At 74.0% G+C, this 19328-nt stretch carries 22 protein-coding genes, 1 tRNA gene and 1 other RNA gene; 16 read left to right on the top strand and 8 right to left on the bottom strand.

What is annotated here, in order from left to right; translation table 11 throughout:
* Positions 1-69 precede the first annotated feature (69 nt).
* Positions 70-154: transfer RNA gene (locus AC1C2V_RS04600), tRNA-Ser, on the bottom strand.
* Positions 155-328: 174 nt separating this feature from the next.
* Between AC1C2V_RS04600 and ffs the strand changes: the two genes are divergently transcribed.
* The 4 genes from ffs to AC1C2V_RS04580 all read left to right on the top strand — a co-directional run bounded on the left by ffs (position 329) and on the right by AC1C2V_RS04580 (position 3622).
* Positions 329-425: signal recognition particle sRNA small type (gene ffs / locus AC1C2V_RS04595), an RNA gene on the top strand.
* A gap of 434 nt (positions 426-859) precedes the next feature.
* Complete coding sequence (locus AC1C2V_RS04590; protein WP_495388373.1) at positions 860-1747, top strand: MetQ/NlpA family ABC transporter substrate-binding protein; 888 nt, start codon at positions 860-862, stop codon at positions 1745-1747.
* 106 nt (positions 1748-1853) lie between these two features.
* On the top strand, positions 1854-2963 hold the full coding sequence (locus tag AC1C2V_RS04585; protein ID WP_495388372.1) for a methionine ABC transporter ATP-binding protein: 1110 nt from the start codon (positions 1854-1856) through the stop codon (positions 2961-2963).
* Positions 2960-3622: a methionine ABC transporter permease gene (locus tag AC1C2V_RS04580; RefSeq protein WP_495388371.1), complete on the top strand. Its 663-nt coding sequence runs from the start codon at positions 2960-2962 to the stop codon at positions 3620-3622. Before AC1C2V_RS04585 ends, AC1C2V_RS04580 begins: the two co-directional genes overlap by 4 nt.
* A 149-nt stretch (positions 3623-3771) precedes the next feature.
* Here AC1C2V_RS04580 and AC1C2V_RS04575 read toward each other — a convergent pair whose 3' ends face one another.
* From AC1C2V_RS04575 to AC1C2V_RS04560, 4 genes are read right to left on the bottom strand one after another with little or no spacing between them, the layout of a single operon-like run.
* Positions 3772-4560, bottom strand: coding sequence for a hypothetical protein (locus AC1C2V_RS04575; RefSeq protein WP_495388370.1), 789 nt, complete (start codon positions 4558-4560; stop codon positions 3772-3774).
* Entirely contained in the window at positions 4557-5321 is a 765-nt protein-coding gene (locus tag AC1C2V_RS04570; RefSeq protein ID WP_495388369.1) for an ABC transporter ATP-binding protein, read from the bottom strand. Before AC1C2V_RS04570 ends, AC1C2V_RS04575 begins: the two co-directional genes overlap by 4 nt.
* Positions 5314-5868 carry a TetR/AcrR family transcriptional regulator gene (locus AC1C2V_RS04565; RefSeq protein ID WP_495388368.1) on the bottom strand — a complete coding sequence of 185 codons (555 nt, stop codon included), beginning with the start codon at positions 5866-5868 and terminating at the stop codon, positions 5314-5316. The genes AC1C2V_RS04570 and AC1C2V_RS04565 overlap by 8 nt, the downstream gene beginning before the upstream one ends.
* A 29-nt stretch (positions 5869-5897) precedes the next feature.
* On the bottom strand, positions 5898-6434 hold the full coding sequence (locus tag AC1C2V_RS04560; RefSeq protein WP_495388367.1) for a hypothetical protein: 537 nt from the start codon (positions 6432-6434) through the stop codon (positions 5898-5900).
* A 74-nt stretch (positions 6435-6508) separates the two neighbouring features.
* Between AC1C2V_RS04560 and AC1C2V_RS04555 the strand changes: the two genes are divergently transcribed.
* From AC1C2V_RS04555 to AC1C2V_RS04540, 4 genes are read left to right on the top strand one after another with little or no spacing between them, the layout of a single operon-like run.
* The gene (locus AC1C2V_RS04555; protein WP_495388366.1) at positions 6509-7033 is read left to right on the top strand and encodes a MarR family winged helix-turn-helix transcriptional regulator; all 525 of its coding nucleotides are present in this window, start codon (positions 6509-6511) and stop codon (positions 7031-7033) included.
* A gap of 45 nt (positions 7034-7078) precedes the next feature.
* Positions 7079-9856 (top strand): DNA polymerase III subunit gamma and tau, encoded by a 2778-nt coding sequence (locus tag AC1C2V_RS04550; protein ID WP_495388365.1) that lies wholly within the window; start codon positions 7079-7081, stop codon positions 9854-9856.
* Between the two features lies 1 nt (position 9857).
* The gene (locus AC1C2V_RS04545) at positions 9858-10301 is read left to right on the top strand and encodes an NUDIX hydrolase (RefSeq protein ID WP_495388364.1); all 444 of its coding nucleotides are present in this window, start codon (positions 9858-9860) and stop codon (positions 10299-10301) included.
* Positions 10298-10702: a VOC family protein gene (locus tag AC1C2V_RS04540; RefSeq protein ID WP_495388363.1), complete on the top strand. Its 405-nt coding sequence runs from the start codon at positions 10298-10300 to the stop codon at positions 10700-10702. The genes AC1C2V_RS04545 and AC1C2V_RS04540 overlap by 4 nt, the downstream gene beginning before the upstream one ends.
* A 74-nt stretch (positions 10703-10776) precedes the next feature.
* Here the strand turns inward: AC1C2V_RS04540 and AC1C2V_RS04535 are convergent, their stop codons facing one another.
* Positions 10777-11292 (bottom strand): NUDIX hydrolase, encoded by a 516-nt coding sequence (locus tag AC1C2V_RS04535; protein ID WP_495388362.1) that lies wholly within the window; start codon positions 11290-11292, stop codon positions 10777-10779.
* A 384-nt stretch (positions 11293-11676) separates the two neighbouring features.
* Between AC1C2V_RS04535 and AC1C2V_RS04530 the strand changes: the two genes are divergently transcribed.
* From AC1C2V_RS04530 to AC1C2V_RS04500, 7 genes are all read left to right on the top strand, one after another.
* Positions 11677-12642, top strand: a complete 966-nt coding sequence (locus tag AC1C2V_RS04530; RefSeq protein WP_495388361.1) for an ABC transporter ATP-binding protein — start codon at positions 11677-11679, stop codon at positions 12640-12642.
* A complete protein-coding gene (locus tag AC1C2V_RS04525) occupies positions 12639-13487 on the top strand; it encodes an ABC transporter permease (protein ID WP_495388360.1) in 849 nt (282 codons plus the stop codon). Before AC1C2V_RS04530 ends, AC1C2V_RS04525 begins: the two co-directional genes overlap by 4 nt.
* 41 nt (positions 13488-13528) lie before the next feature.
* Entirely contained in the window at positions 13529-14785 is a 1257-nt protein-coding gene (locus AC1C2V_RS04520; RefSeq protein WP_495388359.1) for a sensor histidine kinase, read from the top strand.
* Complete coding sequence (locus tag AC1C2V_RS04515) at positions 14782-15387, top strand: response regulator (protein ID WP_495388358.1); 606 nt, start codon at positions 14782-14784, stop codon at positions 15385-15387. Before AC1C2V_RS04520 ends, AC1C2V_RS04515 begins: the two co-directional genes overlap by 4 nt.
* A gap of 19 nt (positions 15388-15406) precedes the next feature.
* Positions 15407-16006: a recombination mediator RecR gene (recR, locus tag AC1C2V_RS04510; RefSeq protein WP_495388357.1), complete on the top strand. Its 600-nt coding sequence runs from the start codon at positions 15407-15409 to the stop codon at positions 16004-16006.
* Positions 16007-16068: 62 nt separating this feature from the next.
* Complete coding sequence (locus AC1C2V_RS04505) at positions 16069-16638, top strand: DUF5063 domain-containing protein (RefSeq protein WP_495388356.1); 570 nt, start codon at positions 16069-16071, stop codon at positions 16636-16638.
* Between the two features lie 21 nt (positions 16639-16659).
* Positions 16660-17442 (top strand): TSUP family transporter, encoded by a 783-nt coding sequence (locus tag AC1C2V_RS04500; RefSeq protein ID WP_495388355.1) that lies wholly within the window; start codon positions 16660-16662, stop codon positions 17440-17442.
* A gap of 12 nt (positions 17443-17454) precedes the next feature.
* On the opposite strand, the gene AC1C2V_RS04495 is transcribed toward AC1C2V_RS04500, so the two are convergent.
* Entirely contained in the window at positions 17455-17913 is a 459-nt protein-coding gene (locus tag AC1C2V_RS04495) for a MarR family winged helix-turn-helix transcriptional regulator (RefSeq protein WP_495388354.1), read from the bottom strand.
* Between the two features lie 104 nt (positions 17914-18017).
* Between AC1C2V_RS04495 and AC1C2V_RS04490 the strand changes: the two genes are divergently transcribed.
* A complete protein-coding gene (locus AC1C2V_RS04490; RefSeq protein WP_495388353.1) occupies positions 18018-18395 on the top strand; it encodes a VOC family protein in 378 nt (125 codons plus the stop codon).
* A gap of 13 nt (positions 18396-18408) precedes the next feature.
* On the opposite strand, the gene AC1C2V_RS04485 is transcribed toward AC1C2V_RS04490, so the two are convergent.
* Complete coding sequence (locus tag AC1C2V_RS04485; protein ID WP_495388352.1) at positions 18409-19311, bottom strand: alpha/beta fold hydrolase; 903 nt, start codon at positions 19309-19311, stop codon at positions 18409-18411.
* Positions 19312-19328: the final 17 nt, after the last annotated feature.

The following is a 19328-nucleotide window of genomic DNA, read 5'->3' as shown; positions in this document are numbered from 1 at the left end:
CTGGTCGGCACCGCCCGGGGAGACGACGACGGGCCCGGTCCACTGGTGTGGTCCGGGCCCGTCGGTCGGCGGAGGATGGGGGATTCGAACCCCCGAGGGCGTGAACCCAACACGCTTTCCAAGCGTGCGCCATAGGCCGCTAGGCGAATCCTCCTGGTGCACGGCCGGCGTCGTGCGCAGGCAGCCTCAGCACAATAGCCGACGCAAGCCTTGGCTCCGAAATCGACGCGGTGACGCCGGTTGAGCCTGTTGAAACCGCCCGCTCGGTTTCGACAGGCTCAACCGGCGCCCGGTTTCGGGACCGGGCGGGGTCTCGGTTAGGCTGTCTGCAGACCCCTCGTGCGGCACCATCTCGCCGAACTCCCCCAGGGCCGGAAGGCAGCAAGGGTACGTGAGCTCTGGTGGGTGTGCGAGGGGTCCTTTCATGTCCCGAGCCGGAGCTGCCTCGGGGCCGCTAACCCCCGTCTCGCGGCAGTCACGCCGTGCGCCACGTCACAGAATCCACGATGTGGACGGTTTTTCGTCCGAGCAGTGAGATTCCCTGGTTCCGGCTTGGTGGACGCCGGTTCCGGGTGGTCCTCTTGTGAGCATGCCCCGCATCGCTCCCGCAGCTTCGTCGACCGCGCGCACCCGCCGCCGCGGCGACATGTGCTGCCGTGCGGCCCTCGTGGGGCGAATGTGCCAGTCCCGCTGACCTCCTGTTGACGTCACCCGCCGGACGACGGCGCCTGCCGTCACCCCGCTCCCCGCGTCGCCCCGGGGGATCTGCTCTTCGTGCCGCCTCGAGCTGATGGCTGTGGCCGCCGCACCCACCCGCCTCACCGGCGCCGTACCCGGCGCCCGCCCGGAAGGACCACCCATGTCCCGCAGCACCCGCACCCGCACCGTCACCTGGGCCGCGATCACCGCGGTCGCCGCGCTCACCCTCTCCGCCTGCGGCGGCGGCGCCTCGGGCGACGACGACGGCCCCCTCCGCGTGGGCGTCGTCGGTGCCTCCGACGACAAGTGGGCCGTGTTCGAGCAGCAGGCCGAGGCCGAGGGCCTCGACATCGAGCTGGTCGACCTGCAGGACTACACGCAGGCCAACCCGTCCCTGTCGCAGGGCGAGCTCGACGTCAACCAGTTCCAGCACCTGCAGTTCCTCGCCGGCTACAACGCCGACGCCGACGACGACCTGACGCCGATCGGCGCCACCGCCGTCTACCCGCTGGGCCTGTACTCGGAGAAGCACGACTCGCTCGAGCAGATCCCCGACGGCGGCGAGGTCGCCGTGCCGAACGACCCGACCAACCTGGCCCGCTCGCTCCTCGTGCTGCAGGAGGCCGGCCTCATCGAGCTGAAGGACGGCGGCAGCGCCGTCTCGACCGAGGCGGACGTGCTGCCCTCCTCGAAGGTCACCGTGACCCCGGTCGCGGCCGAGCAGACCCCGATCCAGCTGCAGTCGGTGGACGCGTCGATCGTCAACAACGACTTCCTCGCGGACTCCGGCATCGACCCGGACTCGGCGCTGTTCCAGGACGACCCCGACTCCGACGCCGCCGCCCCCTACATCAACGTGTGGGTGGCGCGCGCCGAGGACGCCGACGACCCGGACCTGCGGAAGCTTGCGGAGATCTCGCACTCCGACGAGGTCGTCGCCGCCGAGCAGGAGGCCTCGGACGACACCGCCGTCATCAAGGACAACTCGCCGGAGGAGCTGCAGGAGATCCTCGCGGGCCTCGAGGACGACATCAGCTCGTCCTCCTGACCCCACGACGACGGCCGGGGGCGCGTGGCCTCCGCGGCGCGCCCCGGCTGCCGTGCCGGGCAGGGCGGACACAGTGGATGAGGACGGACCAGTGAGGACGGACCAGGTGAGCGAGACCACGGCCGGTGTCCCGGCGATCGAGCTGCGCGGGGTGTCGAAGACCTTCGGAGATGGCGCCGGCGCCGTGCACGCCGTCGACGACGTCTCGCTGACGGTGCGGCCGGGCGAGATCTTCGGCGTCATCGGCTACTCCGGCGCCGGCAAGTCGACGCTGGTGCGCCTCGTCAACGCGCTCGAGACGGCGACCTCCGGCCAGGTGGTCGTCGAGGGCACGGACGTCACCGCCCTGCCCGAGCGGAAGCTGCGCTCCGTGCGCGCCCGGATCGGCATGATCTTCCAGCAGTTCAACCTGCTGGCGTCGCGCACGGTCGCGGGCAACATCGCCTATCCGCTCAGTGTGGCGCGCTGGTCCAAGGAGAAGCGGGTCGCGCGCGTGGCCGAGCTGCTCGACTTCGTCGGCCTGGCCGACAAGGCGAAGTCGTACCCGCGACAGCTCTCCGGCGGCCAGAAGCAGCGGGTGGGCATCGCCCGGGCGCTCGCGACGTCGCCCACCATCCTGCTCGCCGACGAGGCGACGTCCGCCCTCGACCCCGAGACCACCCGCGACGTGCTGGCGCTGCTGCGCCGGGTCAACGCGGAGCTGGGCATCACGATCGTCGTCATCACGCACGAGATGGACGTGGTGCGCTCTATCTGCGACCGCGTCGCCGTGATGGAGAGCGGCAAGGTCGTGGAGGTGGGCGACGTCTACGACGTCTTCTCCGCCCCGCAGGCCGACGCCGCCCAGCGGTTCGTCGGCACCGCCATGCACGACCGGCCGTCGCCCGACGCGCTCGCCCGGCTGCGCGAGCGCCACCCCGGCCGCCTCGTGACCGTCGGCGTGCGCGAGGGCGTGAGCACGGGGACGGAGCTGTTCCGGCTCCTGCGTGAGCACGAGGTCGACGGGGCCGTCGTCTTCGGCGGTATCAGCGAGGTGAGCGAGCGGCCGTTCGGGTCGCTCACCGTCGAGCTTGTCGCCCCCGACGACAGGATCGCGGCGTTCCTCGCCGCGCTGCGCGAGCACGCCGACATCGTCGACCTCGGCACCGCAGAGCGCCCGGTGGGCGACCCGCGTGCCCGCCTCACCCGTGACGGCAACCTCGGAGGCGCCCGATGAACCGCGACTGGTCCACCCTGTGGCCGCTCCTCTGGGAGGCGTTCGGCCAGACCCTGCAGATGGTCACCATCGCGCTGCTGACCGGCGGCATCGCCGGCCTGGCGCTGGGGCTCGCGCTCTACGTGACCCGGCCGGGCAACCTGCTGGCGAACCGTGGGGTGTTCGGCGTCCTCAACGTGCTCGTCAACATCGTGCGGCCCATCCCGTTCATCATCTTCGTGACGCTGCTGGGGCCGGTGACCCTGGAGGTCGTCGGCACGACGCTGGGCACGGAGGCGTTCATCTTCCCGCTGTCGGTGATGACGGCGTTCGGCACGTCGCGCATCGTGGAGCAGAACCTCGTGGGCATCGACCCCGGCGTCGTCGAGGCCGCCCGGGCGATGGGTGCCTCGTCGTGGCGCATCATCACGACCGTCCTCGTGCCCGAGGCGCTGGCCCCGCTGATCCTCGGCTACACGTTCTTGTTCATCGCCGTGCTCGACATGTCCGCGATCGCCGGGCTCATCGGCGGCGGCGGCCTGGGTGACTTCGCGCTGCGGTACGGCTACCAGCGCTACAACTGGATGGTCGTGCTGGTCACCGTGGCCGTGATCATCGTGATCGTGCAGGTCGTCCAGTGGTTGGGGAACAAGCTGGCGCGCACGGCGCTGCACCGGTGACGCCCACGACTGAGGTCTGGCGCCCGCCGGGAGCGACCGGCATGATCCGGGCATGCACGACCGCATCCTGCTCGAGCCGGGGAGATGCGCTGCGTGCCTGTCCTGTACACAGCCTGGTCGTGACGCACTGACGTCGCGGCGCAGGTCCGTCAGACGTCGGTGAGGCGCCGCCACTGCAGGACGACGAGCAGCACCCCCGCCGGGGCGACTGCACCGGTCAGCGCTAGCGAGGCGCCGCTGATGCCGGCCGCTGCCTCCGGTCCGCCCGTGCCGGCCCACAGGGACGGGACGGCGTAGGGGAACCACGCGCCGGCGCCGACCAGCACGACGACCTGCGTCAGCGCGACGACGCCGATCAACGCCCCGACGGTGGCGAGCGGGCTGCGGGTCGCGGTCGCGACGGCGGCGAACGGCAGCGTGAGGCCGGCACCGAGCAGGCCCGCCGTCAGGGCGCGGCCCGCCGCGGCCCACGCCGTCGGGCCGAACGGTGCAGACACCGACGCGGCGGCGACCGCCGACGCCCCGACGGTCAGTGCCACCGCCGCGACGGCGCACGCCGCCACCCAGCCGAGCACCACGAGCCCCCGCGCGAGGGCGAGCGTGCCACGCGGCGTCGCGAGGCCGAAGTACGCGCCCGCCCGTCCGTCGGCGAGGGGCTGCCCGAAGACCGAGGCGACGGCGAATCCGCCGGCCACGAGGACCGCGACGGCGAGCACCTGGCCCGCCACGACGAGGTGTGTCGTCGCGAGGTCGCCCGTGGAGTAGTCGGACAGCTTGGCAGCGCCCGCTCCGTCGACGGCGCCCGACCGGGCGAGCGCCACCATGCCGACCGAGGCGAGCGGGACGAGCGCGACGAGCAGCGGCGTCGCGAGGCGCTGCACGGTCGATCGGCGCCAGGCGAGGGCCTCGACGCGCAGTGCGGTGCGCAGGGCGCTCATGCGGCGCCCCGCGTGCTCGCCGTGCCTGACGTGCCCACGGTGTCAGCCGCGAGGACCAGGTCGAAGAACCGGCGCTCCAGCTCGGCCCCGCCCGGGTCGAGCGACCCCACGACCCGGCCGTCGTGCACCGCCAGGACCCGGTCGGCGACGCGGGCCACCTCGTCCAGGTGGTGGCTGGAGACCAGTACGGCCGCACCGGCGGCAGCGCGTTCCCGCACGAGCTCGCGCACCAGGACGACGCCGCGCGGGTCGAGGGCGGACGTGGGCTCGTCGAGGACCAGCGCGGCCGGGGAGTGCACGACCGCGCACGCCACGCCGAGCCGCTGGGCGTTGCCGAGCGACAGGGCCAGCGCGCGCACGTGCGCCCACGCGGTGAGGTCGAGGCGCTCGGCAGCGGATGTCGCCGCGGCGCTCGGCCCGGCACCCGACCCGGCGCGGGTGACCCCGTGCAGGTCCGCCGCCACGCGAAGGTTCTCGACGACCGTGAGTGCCGGGTCCATCAGGGCTGCGCCCACGACGTGGCCGAATCTACGGGCCGCGTCGGTCGGCAGCCGCGCCGGGTCGTGACCCAGCACACGCGCGGTGCCCGACGTCGGGCGCAGGCGGCCGGTGAGCACACGCAGCGCCGTCGTCTTGCCCGCGCCGTTGAGGCCGATCATCGCGACCACCTCGCCCGGTGCCACGGCGAGGGACATGCCTGTCAGCGCCCGGCGCTCGCCGAAGGCGTGGTGGACGCCGTCGAGCTGCAGCGCGTCAGGCATGCAGCACCTCCAACGCGCGAGTGACCGTGTCGGCGAGCGAGGTCGCGGCGTCGGCGCGGGCGAGAAGCGCGGCGGTGCAGGCGCCCAGGCACGCGGCGGCGGTGACGGTCGCGTCGAGGCGCGGCACGCCGTCGGCGACGAGCCGGTCGGTGATCGCCCGCTCGGTCGCGGCGGTCGCCATGACGACCGCGGCCCGAAGGCGCGGGTTCCCGGCGACGAGCGCCACCCTCCGGTGCGCGGTGGCGTCCTCCGTCGGCGTGATGTCGCGAAGTGCGGCCAGCATGCCCCGACGCACGCGCTCGAACGGCGGCAGCTCTCGAGGCTGGGCGCCGACGGTGTCCGCGATCAGCGGGTCGTACGGGTCGCTGACGAGGACTGCGTCCTTGGTCGGGAAGTGCCGGAAGAACGTCATCTCCGTGACGCCCGCGGCGTCGGCGACCTGAGCGACCGTCGTCGCGTCGTAGCCGCGGACCTCGAAGAGGTCGAGCGCCGCGTCGAGGATGCGGGCCCGGGTGCGCAGCGCACGGGGCGAGGTGAGGGTCGGCACCGGCCCACCCTAGCCCAAATGTGAGTCACTCACTTTTGTGAGACAGTGGCCGTCGAGAGGGCGAGGCTGCCGACTCCGCCGAGGATCGCGACCTGGGCGATCGTCGTCATCCAGATCATGACGAACGGGATCACGGTCACGTTCTTGATGGCGAGCTCCCAGGAGAGGAACGTCGCGCGGGAGCCCTCGTCGAGCGCCCCGGCGATGGCGTCGGGGATCACCTTGGCGACGACGGTGAGGAGCACGAGCAGCACGCCGCTCGCGACGAGCATCCCGGCGTGCGCGTGGACGAACCGCGACAGCCGCGGGCCGACCTGCGACCACGCGACGTCCGACCCCGCGAACAGGGCGCGGACCACCCAGGCCAGGAACAGCAGGCGGACGGCGGTCGTGAAGACCTCGCCGGGCACGCCCCCGGCCCAGGCGAAGCGCTCGTCGCCGCCGACCGCGAGGAAGCGCTGCGCGGAGGCGAGGACGCCGAGGCCCGCGACGACGAGGTAGTGCCGACCGGTGAACGAGAGGGCCTGGCCGAACACGGTCCAGGCCTCGTGGATGGCGATGTGCATGACGACTCCTTCTTAGTTCGGCCTGCTGAATGATTTAGTAGTCTAAACTATCCGGTGTGGTGGAGGATAGAGGGGTGACGGACGAAGACGGCACCGAAGACGGCACCGCGGCGGACGGGCCCGACACGGCAGGGACGGCGCTCGGGACGGAGCTCAGCGACGCCGTCGTGCTGTTCCACGACGCGGTCGGCTCGCTGCGCGGGCTGTCGGCGGGTGACCACAAGGCGCTGGGGATGCTGCGACGGGACGGGCCGATGTCGGCGACCGACCTCGCGCACCGCACCGGCCTGAGCGCGGGGGCCGTGACGGGGCTGGTCGACCGGCTGGAACGGGGCGGGCACGCGCGGCGCGAGCGCGACCCCGCCGACCGCCGCCGCCTGGTCATCGCGGCCACCGCGGAGCCGTCGCCGGAGGTCGCCGAGGCGTTCGCGGGCCTGGGGGAGGGTATGGCCGGGGTGACGGCGCAGTTCACCCCGGACGAGCTCGCCGTCGTCGCCCGCTGGGTCGAGCTCACGACGGCCACGCTGCGCGAGCAGGTGGACGAGATCGCCCGACGCCGGTCGTCGGGCGCGTCGCCGGGCGCGTCGTCCGAGGGCTGAGGACGGTCCACGTGGCTGTCGGTCCGGGCGTCTAGAGTTGCCGGGGTGACCACCGCTCTGTATCGCCGCTACCGGCCCGAGACGTTCGCCGAGGTGATCGGCCAGGAGCACGTCACCGCACCGCTCATGCAGGCGCTGCGCAGCGGGCGCGTGAACCACGCCTACCTGTTCTCCGGGCCGCGCGGCTGCGGCAAGACGACGTCGGCCCGCATCCTGGCGCGCACGTTGAACTGCGCGCGCAACACGCCGGAGAACCCGATCGACACGCCGTGCGGGGAGTGCGACTCGTGCGCCGAGCTGGCGCGCGGCGGCTCCGGCTCGCTCGACGTGGTCGAGATCGACGCGGCCAGCCACAACGGCGTCGACGACGCGCGCGACCTGCGCGAGCGCGCCACCTTCGCCCCCGCGCGCGACCGGTACAAGATCTTCATCCTCGACGAGGCGCACATGGTGACGCCGCAGGGCTTCAACGCCCTGCTCAAGATCGTCGAGGAGCCGCCCTCGCACGTGAAGTTCATCTTCGCGACGACGGAGCCGGACAAGGTGATCGGCACCATCCGCTCCCGCACCCACCACTACCCGTTCCGGCTCGTCCCGCCGGACGTGCTGGGCCCGTACCTCGAGCAGCTCACCGCGGCCGAGGGGGTCGAGCTCGCCGCCGGCGTGGTGCCGCTCGTGACCCGCGCCGGCGGCGGCTCCGTGCGCGACTCGCTGTCGGTGCTGGACCAGCTCATCGCGGGCGCGACGGGCGGCGTGGTGGGGTACGACGCCGCCGTCGGGCTGCTCGGCTTCACGCACGCCACGCTGCTCGACGACGTCGTCGACGCCCTCGCGGCGCGCGACGGCGCCTCGATATTCCGCGTCGTGGACCAGGTGGTCGCGACGGGGCACGAGCCGCGCCGGTTCGTGGAGGACGTGCTGGAGCGGCTGCGCGACCTCATCGTCATCGCCGTCTCCGGCGACGCGGCCGAGGCCGTGCTGCGCGGGCTGCCGGCTGACCAGCTCGAGCGGATGCGCACGCAGGCCGGGCGCCTCGGCGTGGCCGAGCTGTCGCGGGCCGCGGACCTGGTCAACGGCGCGCTCACGGAGATGACGGGTGCCACGTCGCCCAGGCTGCACCTGGAGCTCCTGTGCGCCCGGCTGCTGCTGCCCGGGGCCGACGACGGCGCGCTGGGCCTGGCCGCGCGGATCGACCGGCTCGAGCGTGGCGCCGCGGCTGGCGGCGGTCTGGCGACAGCGTCGCCCGGCGGCGGCTCGGACTCGGCGGGGGGTCCGCGCGACCCCGCGCCGTCCGCCCCGACGGCCGGCGGCCTCAACGGCGCCGCCGCCGCGCGCGCGGCGCTGGAGGCCAGCCGTCGCACGGACGCCGCAGCGGAGAGCGCCCTGGCGCCGGCGCCTGCTCCTGACGCCGCCCCCGCCGCCCCGGTGACCGAGGAGCCCGCCCCGCGGGTGCCTCCCGGGGCGAGTGCGCCGGACGATGACGCCGCGCCGGTCGATGACGCTGCTTCGGTCGACCACGCGGCTGACGGCGACGCTGCGCCGGTCGAGGACGCGCCGGAACCGCGCGAGCCCAGCGCCGAACCGGCGGCCGCGGAAGAGACCCTGGCTGACGCTGACCCTGCCGCGAGCACAGGCGCGGAGCCCGCCGACGACCGGTCCGACACGCCGCCCGCCGCCTCGGCGCCGAGCGCCCCGGCCGACGCGGCGGCCGAGCCCCCTGCTGCTTCCACGACGCCCGCGGCGTCCGATCAGGGCACGACGGCCGAGATGGTCCGCCGCCGGTGGGACGAGGTCGTCGCCAACATCGGCAGCCCGGTGACGCGGGCGCTGGTGGGGCCCAACGCGCAGGTGGTGTCCCTCGACGGCGGCGTCCTGCGGCTCGGCTTCGCGGCCTCCGGGATGGCCCGCACGTTCTCGCAGCCCCGGCACGTCGACGCCGTGAGCGACTCCGTCTACCAGACCCTCGGCGTGCAGGTGCGCGTCGAGGCCACCGTCGACGAGGGGCGCGACGGCGGCGGCGCCACACCGTCCTTCGGCGGACAGGACGGCCCGCCGCCCACCGCCCCGCCGACCGCCCCGCCCGCCGCGGGGTCCGCCCCGCCGGCTCTGACGGCTCCGCCGGCCCGGCCCGGCCCGGGAGCGTCCGATGCCCCCGACGACGGTGGCTGGCCCGACGTGGCACCGAGGGGGTCGAGCGCGGGATCCGGAACGACGCCCGTCGGCACCGTCTCGGCCGCCAGCGCGCCCGCCGCCGGACCGCGCGCGTCGGCGAGCGTCGCCCAGAGCGGCGGGGGAGTGGCCGTCGTCGAGCGCCCGGCCCCGCCCGCGCGGGCGGACGTCGACAAGGCGGACGCCGCCTGGCTCGCAGGCACGCCCACCGCCGAGCCCGTGGAGTGGGCGCGCGAGCCCGCGCCCGGCTCGATGCCTGACGCAATCCCCGAGTCGATCCCGGAGGCCCAGCCCGACACCGGCTCGACGCCCGACGCCGCGCACGCCCCGGACGAGTCGGCCGGCCCGCCGCCGCCGTGGGCGCAGGAGCCGGCGGTCAGCGCGCCGTCGGCGCCCGCCGCCCCGGCGGCGCCGAGCGGCCCGGCCGTCCGGGAGACGCCGCGCCAGGCGGCCGAGCGTCGGGTGCGCGAGGCGCAGCAGTCGGGTGGACGGCCGTCCACCCGTGCCCGCGGGTCCGCCGCCGACGTCGCGCCGATGGACGACGAGCGGTCCGCCGACGACCCGGACATCACGTCGTCCGGGCTGATGGGGGTCCCGCTCGTGGTCCAGGTGCTCGGGGGCAAGGTCATCGACGAGATCTCGGAGCAGCCCTGACATGACCGCGCGAACCACCACGACGCTGCACATCGTCGCGGCCGTCATCGTGCGCGGCGACGGCCGCGCGCTGCTCGTACGCAAGCGGGGCACCAGCGCGTTCATGCAGGTGGGCGGCAAGATCGAGCCCGGTGAGGACCCGGTCGCCGCGCTGGTGCGCGAGTGCGCCGAGGAGATCGCCCTCGCCGTCGACCCGGCCGGCGTCCGCCCGCTGGGCCGACGCGCCGCCGTCGCCGCCAACGAGCCCGACCACGTCGTCGACGCCCACGTCTTCACGCTCGACCTGCCCGCCGGCTTCGACCTGCGGGTGCAGGCGGAGCTCGCCGAGCACGTGTGGGTGGACCCGGCCCGCCCGGTCACGACCCACCCGATCGCGCCGCTGTCCGTCGACCTGCTGGCAGAGCTCGTCGCACCGACCGGGGACGACGCCTCGGGAGCCGCGTGACCGTCGGCGCGCACCGCGGCGCCGTCCACCACGTCGAGCTGTGGGTGCCGGACCTCGCCCGCGCGGAACGGTCGTGGGGCTGGCTCCTCGGAGCCCTCGGATACCAGCCGTTCCAGACCTGGGAGCACGGCCGCTCCTGGCGGCTCGGCGCGGCCTACGTCGTCGTCGAGCAGAGCCCGGCGATGACCGCCGACGCGCACGACCGCCGTCGTCCGGGGCTCAACCACCTCGCCCTGCACGCCGGCACCCGCGAGCAGCTGGACGCGCTCGTCGACGCGGCCTCCGCCCACGGCTGGAGCCTGCTCTTCGCCGACCGGCACCCGTTCGCCGGCGGCCCCGAGCATTGCGCGGCCTACCTCGTCGACGAGGACGGCTTCGAGGTCGAGCTCGTCGCACGGTGAACCTGCCGAGCTACCTCGCGCTGTCCTGCACCACCTCGAGCAGGGTCGCCAGCACCTCTCCGTCGACGGTGGCTCTACCTCGGCAGGGTGTCGAGCCAGATCGAGAGGTTGGCGACGCTGTCGGGCATGAACGGCAACTCATCCAGCATCTCGAGCAGGCGGGCCGGGGTGACCCACGCGCCCCAGGCGACCTCCTCCGGCTGCCAGGTGATCGGCCCGTCGTAGGTGCACTCGTAGATGAAGCCGTGCATCCGCGTGTGCTCGTCCGCGTAGTCGGCCACGCCGAGGGGTACGAGCTCGACGCCGGTGGCGCCGAGCTCCTCGGCCAGCTCGCGCCGCGCGGACTCGAGAGGGTCCTCCCCGGCGCGCAGCACGCCGCCGGCGCAGAAGTCGTACCGGCCGGGGTAGAGGTCCTTGGTGTCGGTGCGGCGGTGCACATAGACGTCGCCGGCGGTGTTGCGCACGACGACGGCAGTCGCGGCGTGCCGCAGGTTCTCCGTGCGTACCCGCGACCGGCGGGCGCTGCCCGACACGTTCCCGGCCTGGTCGTACAGGGCGACGATCTCGTCGGTGTCTTCTCCGGGTGCCATGCGGACATCCTGCCCCGCGGCAGGCTCGAACTACCTCGCGCCGTCTCGAACTACCTCGCGCCGTCTCGAACTACCTCGCGCCGTCTCGAACTACCTCGCCGAGATCGGGACTACCTCGCGGGGTGTGTGCACCCCCGCGTCCCGGAAGGTGAGACTTCCCGGCTGGCCCTCGCCATCCCCGCCGAGCGTTCCTCACTTCCCCGCCATGCACGCGCTCGTGAACGATCTCCGTTCCCCGGGCACCACGTGGCTGGTCGGCTTGCCGTCCGACGTCGCGAAGCACGGGGCGTCGTGACAGATGTCATGGCCCCCCCGTGCGCAGTTCACGGGAACCGGTGAGCGGCGGCACTACCTGCGGCGACGCGCCCCCACGAGGCTGGGGTCATGACTTCGGAACCCATCATCAACGTCCGCGGGGCGCGGCGGCGGTACGGCACCTTCGAGGCCGTCCGCGGGGTCGACCTCGACGTCCGTCGCGGCGAGCTCGTCGCGCTGCTGGGCTCCAACGGCGCCGGCAAGACGTCGTTCGTCGAGCTCGTGGAGGGGCTCGCCCCGTCCGACGGCGGGACGGTCCGCGTGCTGGGCCATGACCCCTACCGCGAGCGGCGCAAGGTCGTCGGCTCGCTCGGGATCATGCTGCAGAGCGCGGGCTTCTCCGGCGACCTCACCGTCGTGGAGACCGCCCGCACCTGGGCCGGCACGCTCACCCGGCCGCGCCCGGTCGACGACGTGCTCGCCGCCGTCAACCTCTCCCACCGCGCCGACGTGCGGGTCGCGAGCCTGTCGGGCGGCGAGAAGCGTCGCCTCGACCTGGCCCTCGCGACCATGGGCGACCCCGAGGTGCTGTTCCTCGACGAGCCCACCACCGGCCTCGACCCGGAGAGCCGCCGCGCCACCTGGCGCCTGGTGCAGGACATGCTCGCCGCGGGCACCACCGTGCTGCTCACCACCCACTACCTCGAGGAGGCGGAGGAGCTCGCGGACCGCATCGCGATACTCCAGGACGGCCGCATCGTGCGGACCGGGGCCGTGGCCGACATCGTCGCCGGCGAGCCCGCCCGGCTGGAGTTCGTGGTGCGGAACACCGGCGGCCGCGCGGTCGTGCCCACGGCGGCCGACCTGCCGGCGCTCGCCGGCGCCGTCGGCACGCCCGACGTCGACCACACGGGCCGCCTGCGGCTGCGCACCACGAGCCTGCAGGACGACCTGTTCACCCTGCTGCAGTGGGCCGACGCCCGGCAGCTGCGCCTTGACGACCTGGATGCCCGGTCCGCGTCGCTCGAGCAGGCGTTCCTCGCCATGGACGACGCCGGCACCGACCGGATCGACACCTCGGAGGTGGCGGCATGACCACGACGACCCCGACCGCGTCTCGGCGGGCGACCCCGCCCCCGGCACGGCGCGTCAGCCTGCGCCGGGTTTCGGCGCTGGCCCGCGCGGAGCTCCGCCTGCTCGTGCGCAACCGCACGGCCCTGTTCAACGCGCTCGCCCTGCCGCCCCTGACCGTCGCGCTGGCCAGCGCGCTCGGCGGCATCGGTGGCGGGACGGACGCAGGTTCGGGGGTCCAGGGCGCGGTGCTCCTGAATCTCCTGGTGTTCATGGCGCTCGCGTTCGTCGTCTACTACAACCTCACGGTCGCGTACGTGGCGCGCCGCGAGGAGCTGGTGCTCAAGCGCTACCTCGTGGGCGAGTGCTCGAAGGCGGAGATCCTCGCCGGCGCCGCCGTCCCGGCCCTCGCGGTCGCGCTGGCGCAGACCGTGCTGGGCATCGTCGCGGTGTCGGTGTTCCTCGATCCGCCCGCGTTCGTGAACCCGCTGCTGATCGTGGTGGCCGTGCTGGGCGGGGCCGCGATGCTCACGGTGCTCGCGGCCGCGACGTCGGGCCTGTCGCGGACGGTCGAGTCCGCGCAGCTCACGACCCTCCCGCTGCTGATCGTGGCGATGCCGTTCGCCGGCCTGTTCGGCGGGCCCGGCGCTTCCAGCGGGGTGCTGACCACCGTCGGCACGTTCACGCCACTGCGCCCGATCACCGACCTCATGCTGCTCGGGGCGGGCGGCATCGACCCGGACGGCCGGGTGCTGACCTTCGGCGAGACGTTCGCCGCGGCGGGCCTCCCCGTCGCCGTCCTGGCCGCCTGGACCGTGCTCGGCCTGCTCGCGGCGCGCCGGTGGATGCGCTGGGAGCCGCGTCGGTGACGAGCCAACCCGGCCGGGGCGCGTCGTGGCAGGCTGTGCCCGTGAAGACCGCCCACCCGCCTACCGCGCTCCTGGCCGGAGGCGCGCGCGGGGTCGAGATGTACACCCGCGTCAGCCTGTACCTGTTCGTGCTGCTCGAGCCGTTCTTCTACCTCTACGCGGTCGTGGCGGTGTCGAACACCGAGGCGGAGCTGCCCGGCACCGGCGCGACGATCACCCTGGTGGCCCTCGCCGCGGCACACGTCGGGCTCTGCCTCGCGACCGTGCACGCGGGGTTCGACGGGCCGCTGGTGACCGGGCGACGGCCGCGGCCCGTCGTCGTCGGCCTGCTCCTGGCGACGTGCGCCGTGGTGGTGACCGCGGTCGTGGTGCTGCCGCCGTCCGCCGGCGGTGGGATCATCGACGACCCGCGCACCGCGATGATCGCCGTGTGCGGGGGCGCCACCCTCGGGGCGCTTGCCGTCGCGCTCCGGATCCGCGCGGTGGCGCTGGCGGGGCTCGCGGTGCCGCTCGTCGTGGTCGTGGTGCGGCTCGCCACCGGTACCGGCGCCGGGCAGGCCCCCGGGGCCGTCGCCTTCGCGGTGCTGACGTACCTCTTCGTCCTGTTCTGGGCCGGTACGTTGCGACTGTCCATGTGGATACTCGAGGTGGTGCGCGAGCTCGACGCCGCGCGGCAGACGTCGGCACGGCTCGCGGTCGCGGAGGAGCGGCTGCGCATCGCCCGGGACATGCACGACGTCGTCGGCCGCGCACTGTCCGCCGTCGCGGTGAAGTCCGAGCTCGCCGCCGCGCTCGCGCGCCGGGGGGACCCGCGGGGCGCCGACGAGATGGACGAGGTGCGCACCCTCGCGCACGACTCGCTCCGGGAGGTGCGCGGCGTCGTCGCCGGCTATCGCGCCGCCGACCTGGCGACCGAGCTCGACGGCGCCCGGTCCGTGCTGCGCGCCGCCGGGGTGTCCGTGCGGGTGGTGGGCGACGTGCCGGACCTCGCGGCCCCGCAGGCCGACGCGCTCGCGTGGACCGTGCGCGAGGCCGTGACGAACATCGTGCGGCACTCGGCCGCCCGGGAGAGCCGGATCGATCTGAGTGTGCAGGAGGGGACGGGAGAGATGGTGCTGAGGGTGAGCAACGACGGCGCCCGGGCGGGAGTCGCCGGGGTCGCCGGGCTGGAGGGCGGCGCCGGGCTCGTCGGGCTGCGTGAGCGGCTCGCCGGCGTCGGGGGTGCGCTCGACGTCGCGGCCGACGACGACCGTTTCGTCCTCACGGCCCGGGTGCCCGCCGGCGGGGAGGCCGCATGATCCGCGTGGTGCTCGCCGACGACGAGGCGCTGATCCGCGACGCGGTCGCGCAGCTCCTGGACCTCGAGGACGACCTGGAGATCGTGGCGGTGGCGGGCGACGGGCCGGAGGCCGTGGCGACGATCGAGCGGCACCGGCCCGACGTCGCGGTCCTCGACCTGCAGATGCCGGGCGCCAACGGAATCGAGGTCGCCGAGACCGTGCGTTCCTCCGTGCCCGAGTGCGGCGTCGTGATCGTCACGAGCCACGGACGGCCCGGCTACCTCAAGAAGGCGCTCGCGGCCGGGGTGTGCGGCTTCCTGCCGAAGTCGGTCTCCGCGGCAGTGCTGGCCGGCGCGGTGCGGCAGGTCGCGGGCGGCGGGCGGTACGTGGACCCCGAGCTGGCCGCCGACGCGATCTCCGCCGGCGACTCGCCGCTGACCCCGCGGGAGGCGGACGTGCTCGAGCTCGCCGCCGACGGCGCTCCGGTCGAGGAGATCGCCGAGCGCGCCTCGCTGGCTCCCGGGACGGTGCGCAACTACCTCTCCTCCGCGGTGGCGAAGCTGGGGGTGGCGAACCGGCACGAGGCCGTGCGGCTCGCGCGGGCCAAGGGATGGGTCTGAGCCCGTAGGCTGACCCCTTGTGTACGAGGGCGCAGTCCAGGACCTGATCGACGAGCTCGGCCGCCTTCCCGGCGTCGGGCCCAAGAGCGCGCAGCGCATCGCGTTCCACCTGCTCGCGGCCGACACCTCGGACGTGCGCCGGCTGGCCGACGCGCTCACCGAGGTCAAGGCGCGCGTGCAGTTCTGCGAGACGTGCGGCAACGTCGCGGAGTCCGCGATGTGCCGCATCTGCGCCGACCCGCGCCGCAGCGTCGACGTGATCTGCGTCGTCGAGGAGCCCAAGGACGTGGTCGCGATCGAGCGCACGCGCGAGTTCCGCGGCAAGTACCACGTGCTCGGCGGCGCCATCAACCCGATCGACAACGTCGGCCCCGACGACCTGCGCATCAGCCAGCTCATGTCCCGTCTGGCCGACAACACGGTCACCGAGGTCATCCTCGCCACCGACCCGAACGTCGAGGGCGAGGCCACGGCCACGTACCTGTCGCGCCTCATCGCGCCGATGGGTGTGACCGTCTCTCGTCTCGCGTCGGGCCTGCCCGTCGGGGGAGACTTGGAGTACGCGGACGAGGTCACTCTCGGACGTGCTTTCGAGGGCCGGCGGGTCGTCGGCGGCTGATTCCCCGCTGGTCGAGCCTGTCGAGACCCGACGGCCGCCGGCACGACGAAGGAGGCAGCATCGTGGGCGAGATCGAGGCCAGCTCGGAGTTCCGGGACGTCGCCGAGCAGATGTCGGCGCAGGCACGCGTGTTCCTGTCGACGACGACGCAGGTGGCGTCCGGTGCCGCGCCGGGGGCCGAGCTCTCCCTGCTCATCCTCGCGACGTCGGACCTGCTGGCCGCGGGCGCGCGCCTCGCGGCGATCGTCGACGTCGTGCCCGCCGAACGCTTCGAGCCCGACGCCGGCCCAGAGACCGACGTCGACCCGCTGCGCGACGCGCTCGCGAAGATGTTCGACGGCTTCGACGACTACGTCGAGGTGTCCGACCCGGCGCTGAACGCCGAGGTCACCCCGGCCACGATCTCCGGCGACCTGGCCTGCGTGGCCGAGGAGCTCGCCAAGGGGCTGCAGCACTTCGACGACGGGCACGAGCTCGAGGGGCTGTGGTGGTGGCAGTTCAGCTACCTGTCGTCGTGGGGTGAGCGTGCGTCGTCGGCGTTGCGCGTGCTCCAGGGCGTGCTCGCCCACCTGCGGCTCGACGTCGAGGACGACGTCGCCGCCGAGGCGGAGTACGACGCGCTGCACTCTTGAGCGGCGTGGCAAGATTCGCGCGTGCCTGACCTCGACGTCCTGACGATCGTCCTGCTCGTCCTCGCCGGACTGACCGCCGGCTGGGTCGACGCGGTGGTGGGCGGCGGCGGGCTGATCCAGCTGCCGGCGCTGCTGCTGGTGCCGGGGATCTCGCCGGTGCAGGCGCTCGCGACGAACAAGCTCGGCTCGATCATGGGCACGTCGACCAGCTCGATCACGTACTACCGGCGGGTGGGGCCGGACCTCACCACCGCGGGGCCGATGGCGATCGCGGCGCTGGTCGGGGCGTTCGGCGGGGCGGCGCTGGCGAGCCGCATCCCCGCCGACCTGTTCAAGCCGATCATCCTCGTCGTCCTCGTCGTGGTGGCCACCTACACGGTGCTGAAGCCGAAGCTCGGCGCGCACGACAACCTGCGCTGGGAGGGTAACCGGCACCGCTGGACCGCCGCCGGCATCGGGCTGATCATCGGCGCCTACGACGGGCTGCTCGGCCCGGGCACCGGCACGTTCCTCGTGATCGCGCTGGTGAGCGTGCTGGGCTACGCGTTCCTGCCGGCGTCCGCGCTCGCGAAGATCACCAACTTCGCGACCAACCTCGGCGCCCTGCTCTTCTTCGTGCCGCACGGCGCGGTCATCTGGGGGCTGGGCCTGATGATCGGCGCCGCCAACCTCGTGGGCGCGTACATCGGCGCCCGCATGGCCGTGGCCAAGGGCAGCGCGTTCGTGCGCGTCGTCTTCGTCGTCGTGGTCGGCGCGCTCATCGTCAAGCTCGGGTACGACGTCGTGCACGAGTGGACCGCCTGAGCCCTCCGCCGGTCAGGCGTCGAGCGCGCGCACGATCCGGTCGAGGTCGTCGAGCAGGGCGGCCAGCCGCGTCCCGGGGATGCCGGCGACCATGCGGGCCTCGACGGCATACACGGACTCCTGAGCGGACCTCAGCCGGCGCTCACCGGCGTCGGTGAGGCGCACCGGGCGGGCGCGGCCGTGGTCGACGACGTCGGGACGCGTCGTCAGCCCGGCCTCCTGGAGCCCGCGGAGCACGAGGTTCATCGACTGCCGGGTGACGAAGGTGGCGCGGCCGAGCTCGGCGTTGGACAGCCCCGGGCGCAGCGCGAGGACCTCGAGGCACGAGTACTGGGGCACGGTCAGGTCGTGCTCGCGCAGCGCGGCGTCGAGGGCGCCGCGCAGTGCGGAGTGCGCGCGCTTGAGGCGGTAGCCGACGTGCTCGGTGACGTCGGGGGCGGGGTGCGGGGAGACCGGCTGCGGCGATGGCATGTCAACATATTGACACATGACCGCGCTGGTCGTAACGTCGTGGGTGTCAGCATCCTGACATCGGTGCTCCGAGAGCACCGTCCTGAGATCGACGGAGGAACATCATGTCCGCCAGCGCCCCCACCGTGACCGGCCTCGACTTCCTGGCGCTGCAGGTCCGCGACGTCGACGCGGCCGCGGCCTTCCTTGAGCAGCACCTCGGGCTGCGCCGCACACCGGCCGCCCCGCCCGGCGCCGTCGTCTTCGCCACCGAGCCAGTCCCGATCGCGGTCCGCGAGCCGCTGCCCGGCACCGACCTCGACGCCGGCCGGCCCGGCCTCGGCGTCGCGCTCTGGTTCGCCACGTCCGACGCCGTCGCGCTGCGCGACGGACTCTTGGCGGCCGGTGTCGAGGTGCTCACACCCGTCGCGGACACGCCCTTCGGCCCCACGTTCTCCTTCGTCGGCCCCGAGGGGTACGTGCTCACCGTCCACGGGGCGTGAGCGCCGCCGGCCGTCAACGGGCGAGCAGGTCGCGCAGGGTGGCCAGCACCTCCTCGGGCGCGCTCTCGGCCATGAAGTGCCCGGCCGTCGTGGTGCGGTGGTCGAGGTCGGGCGCCCACGCGCGCCACAGACCGGCGGCGTCGTAGCCGAGCATCGCGCCCCAGTCCTGCTGCACGACGGTGACGGGCATGGCCAGGCGGCGCCCCGTGTCGCGGTCGGCGCGGTCGTGCTCGACGTCGATGCCGGCCGACGCCCGGTAGTCGGCGACGATCGACGGCACCGCCTCCCGCGACCGGCGCAGGTACTCGGCGCGCACCTCGTCGTCGAACGGTGCCGGGGTGCCGGGCGCGGTCCACGCGTCGAGGAAGTGGCCGAAGAACCGGTCGGCGGTGGCGGCGATCATGGCCTCCGGGAGGCCCGGGGGCTGCGCCATGAGGTACAGGTGGAACGCGACCGCGGCGTCCGCGCCGTGCAGCACGTCCCACATGTCGAGGGTGGGCAGCACGTCGAGCGTCGCCAGGTGCGTCACGACGCCGGGGTGGTCGAGGCCCGCGCGGACGGCGACCAGCGCGCCGCGGTCGTGACCCGCGAGGGCGAACCGGTCGACGCCGAGCTCCGCCGCGAGCCGCACGACGTCGCGGGCCATGGTCCGCTTGGAGTACGTGTCACGAGAGGCCTCGGCGGGCTTGTCGCTGGCGCCGTAACCCCGCAGGTCGGGGACGATCACCGTGTGGTCGGCGGCGAGCGCGGGCGCCACGTGGCGCCAGCACAGGTGGGTCTGCGGGAAGCCGTGCAGCAGCACGACTGCCGGGCCGGAGCTGCGCCCGGAGCCGCCGACGGCCGCGTGCAGCGCGACGCCGTCGTCGACGGTGACGCGCACGTCGTCGAAGCCGGGGATGGTGGGAGAGGGGGTCATGGCTGCTCCGTCGTTCT

Source organism: Isoptericola sp. Y541 (genome assembly GCF_059445465.1).
This window is presented reverse-complemented; position numbering and strand designations above follow the sequence as displayed.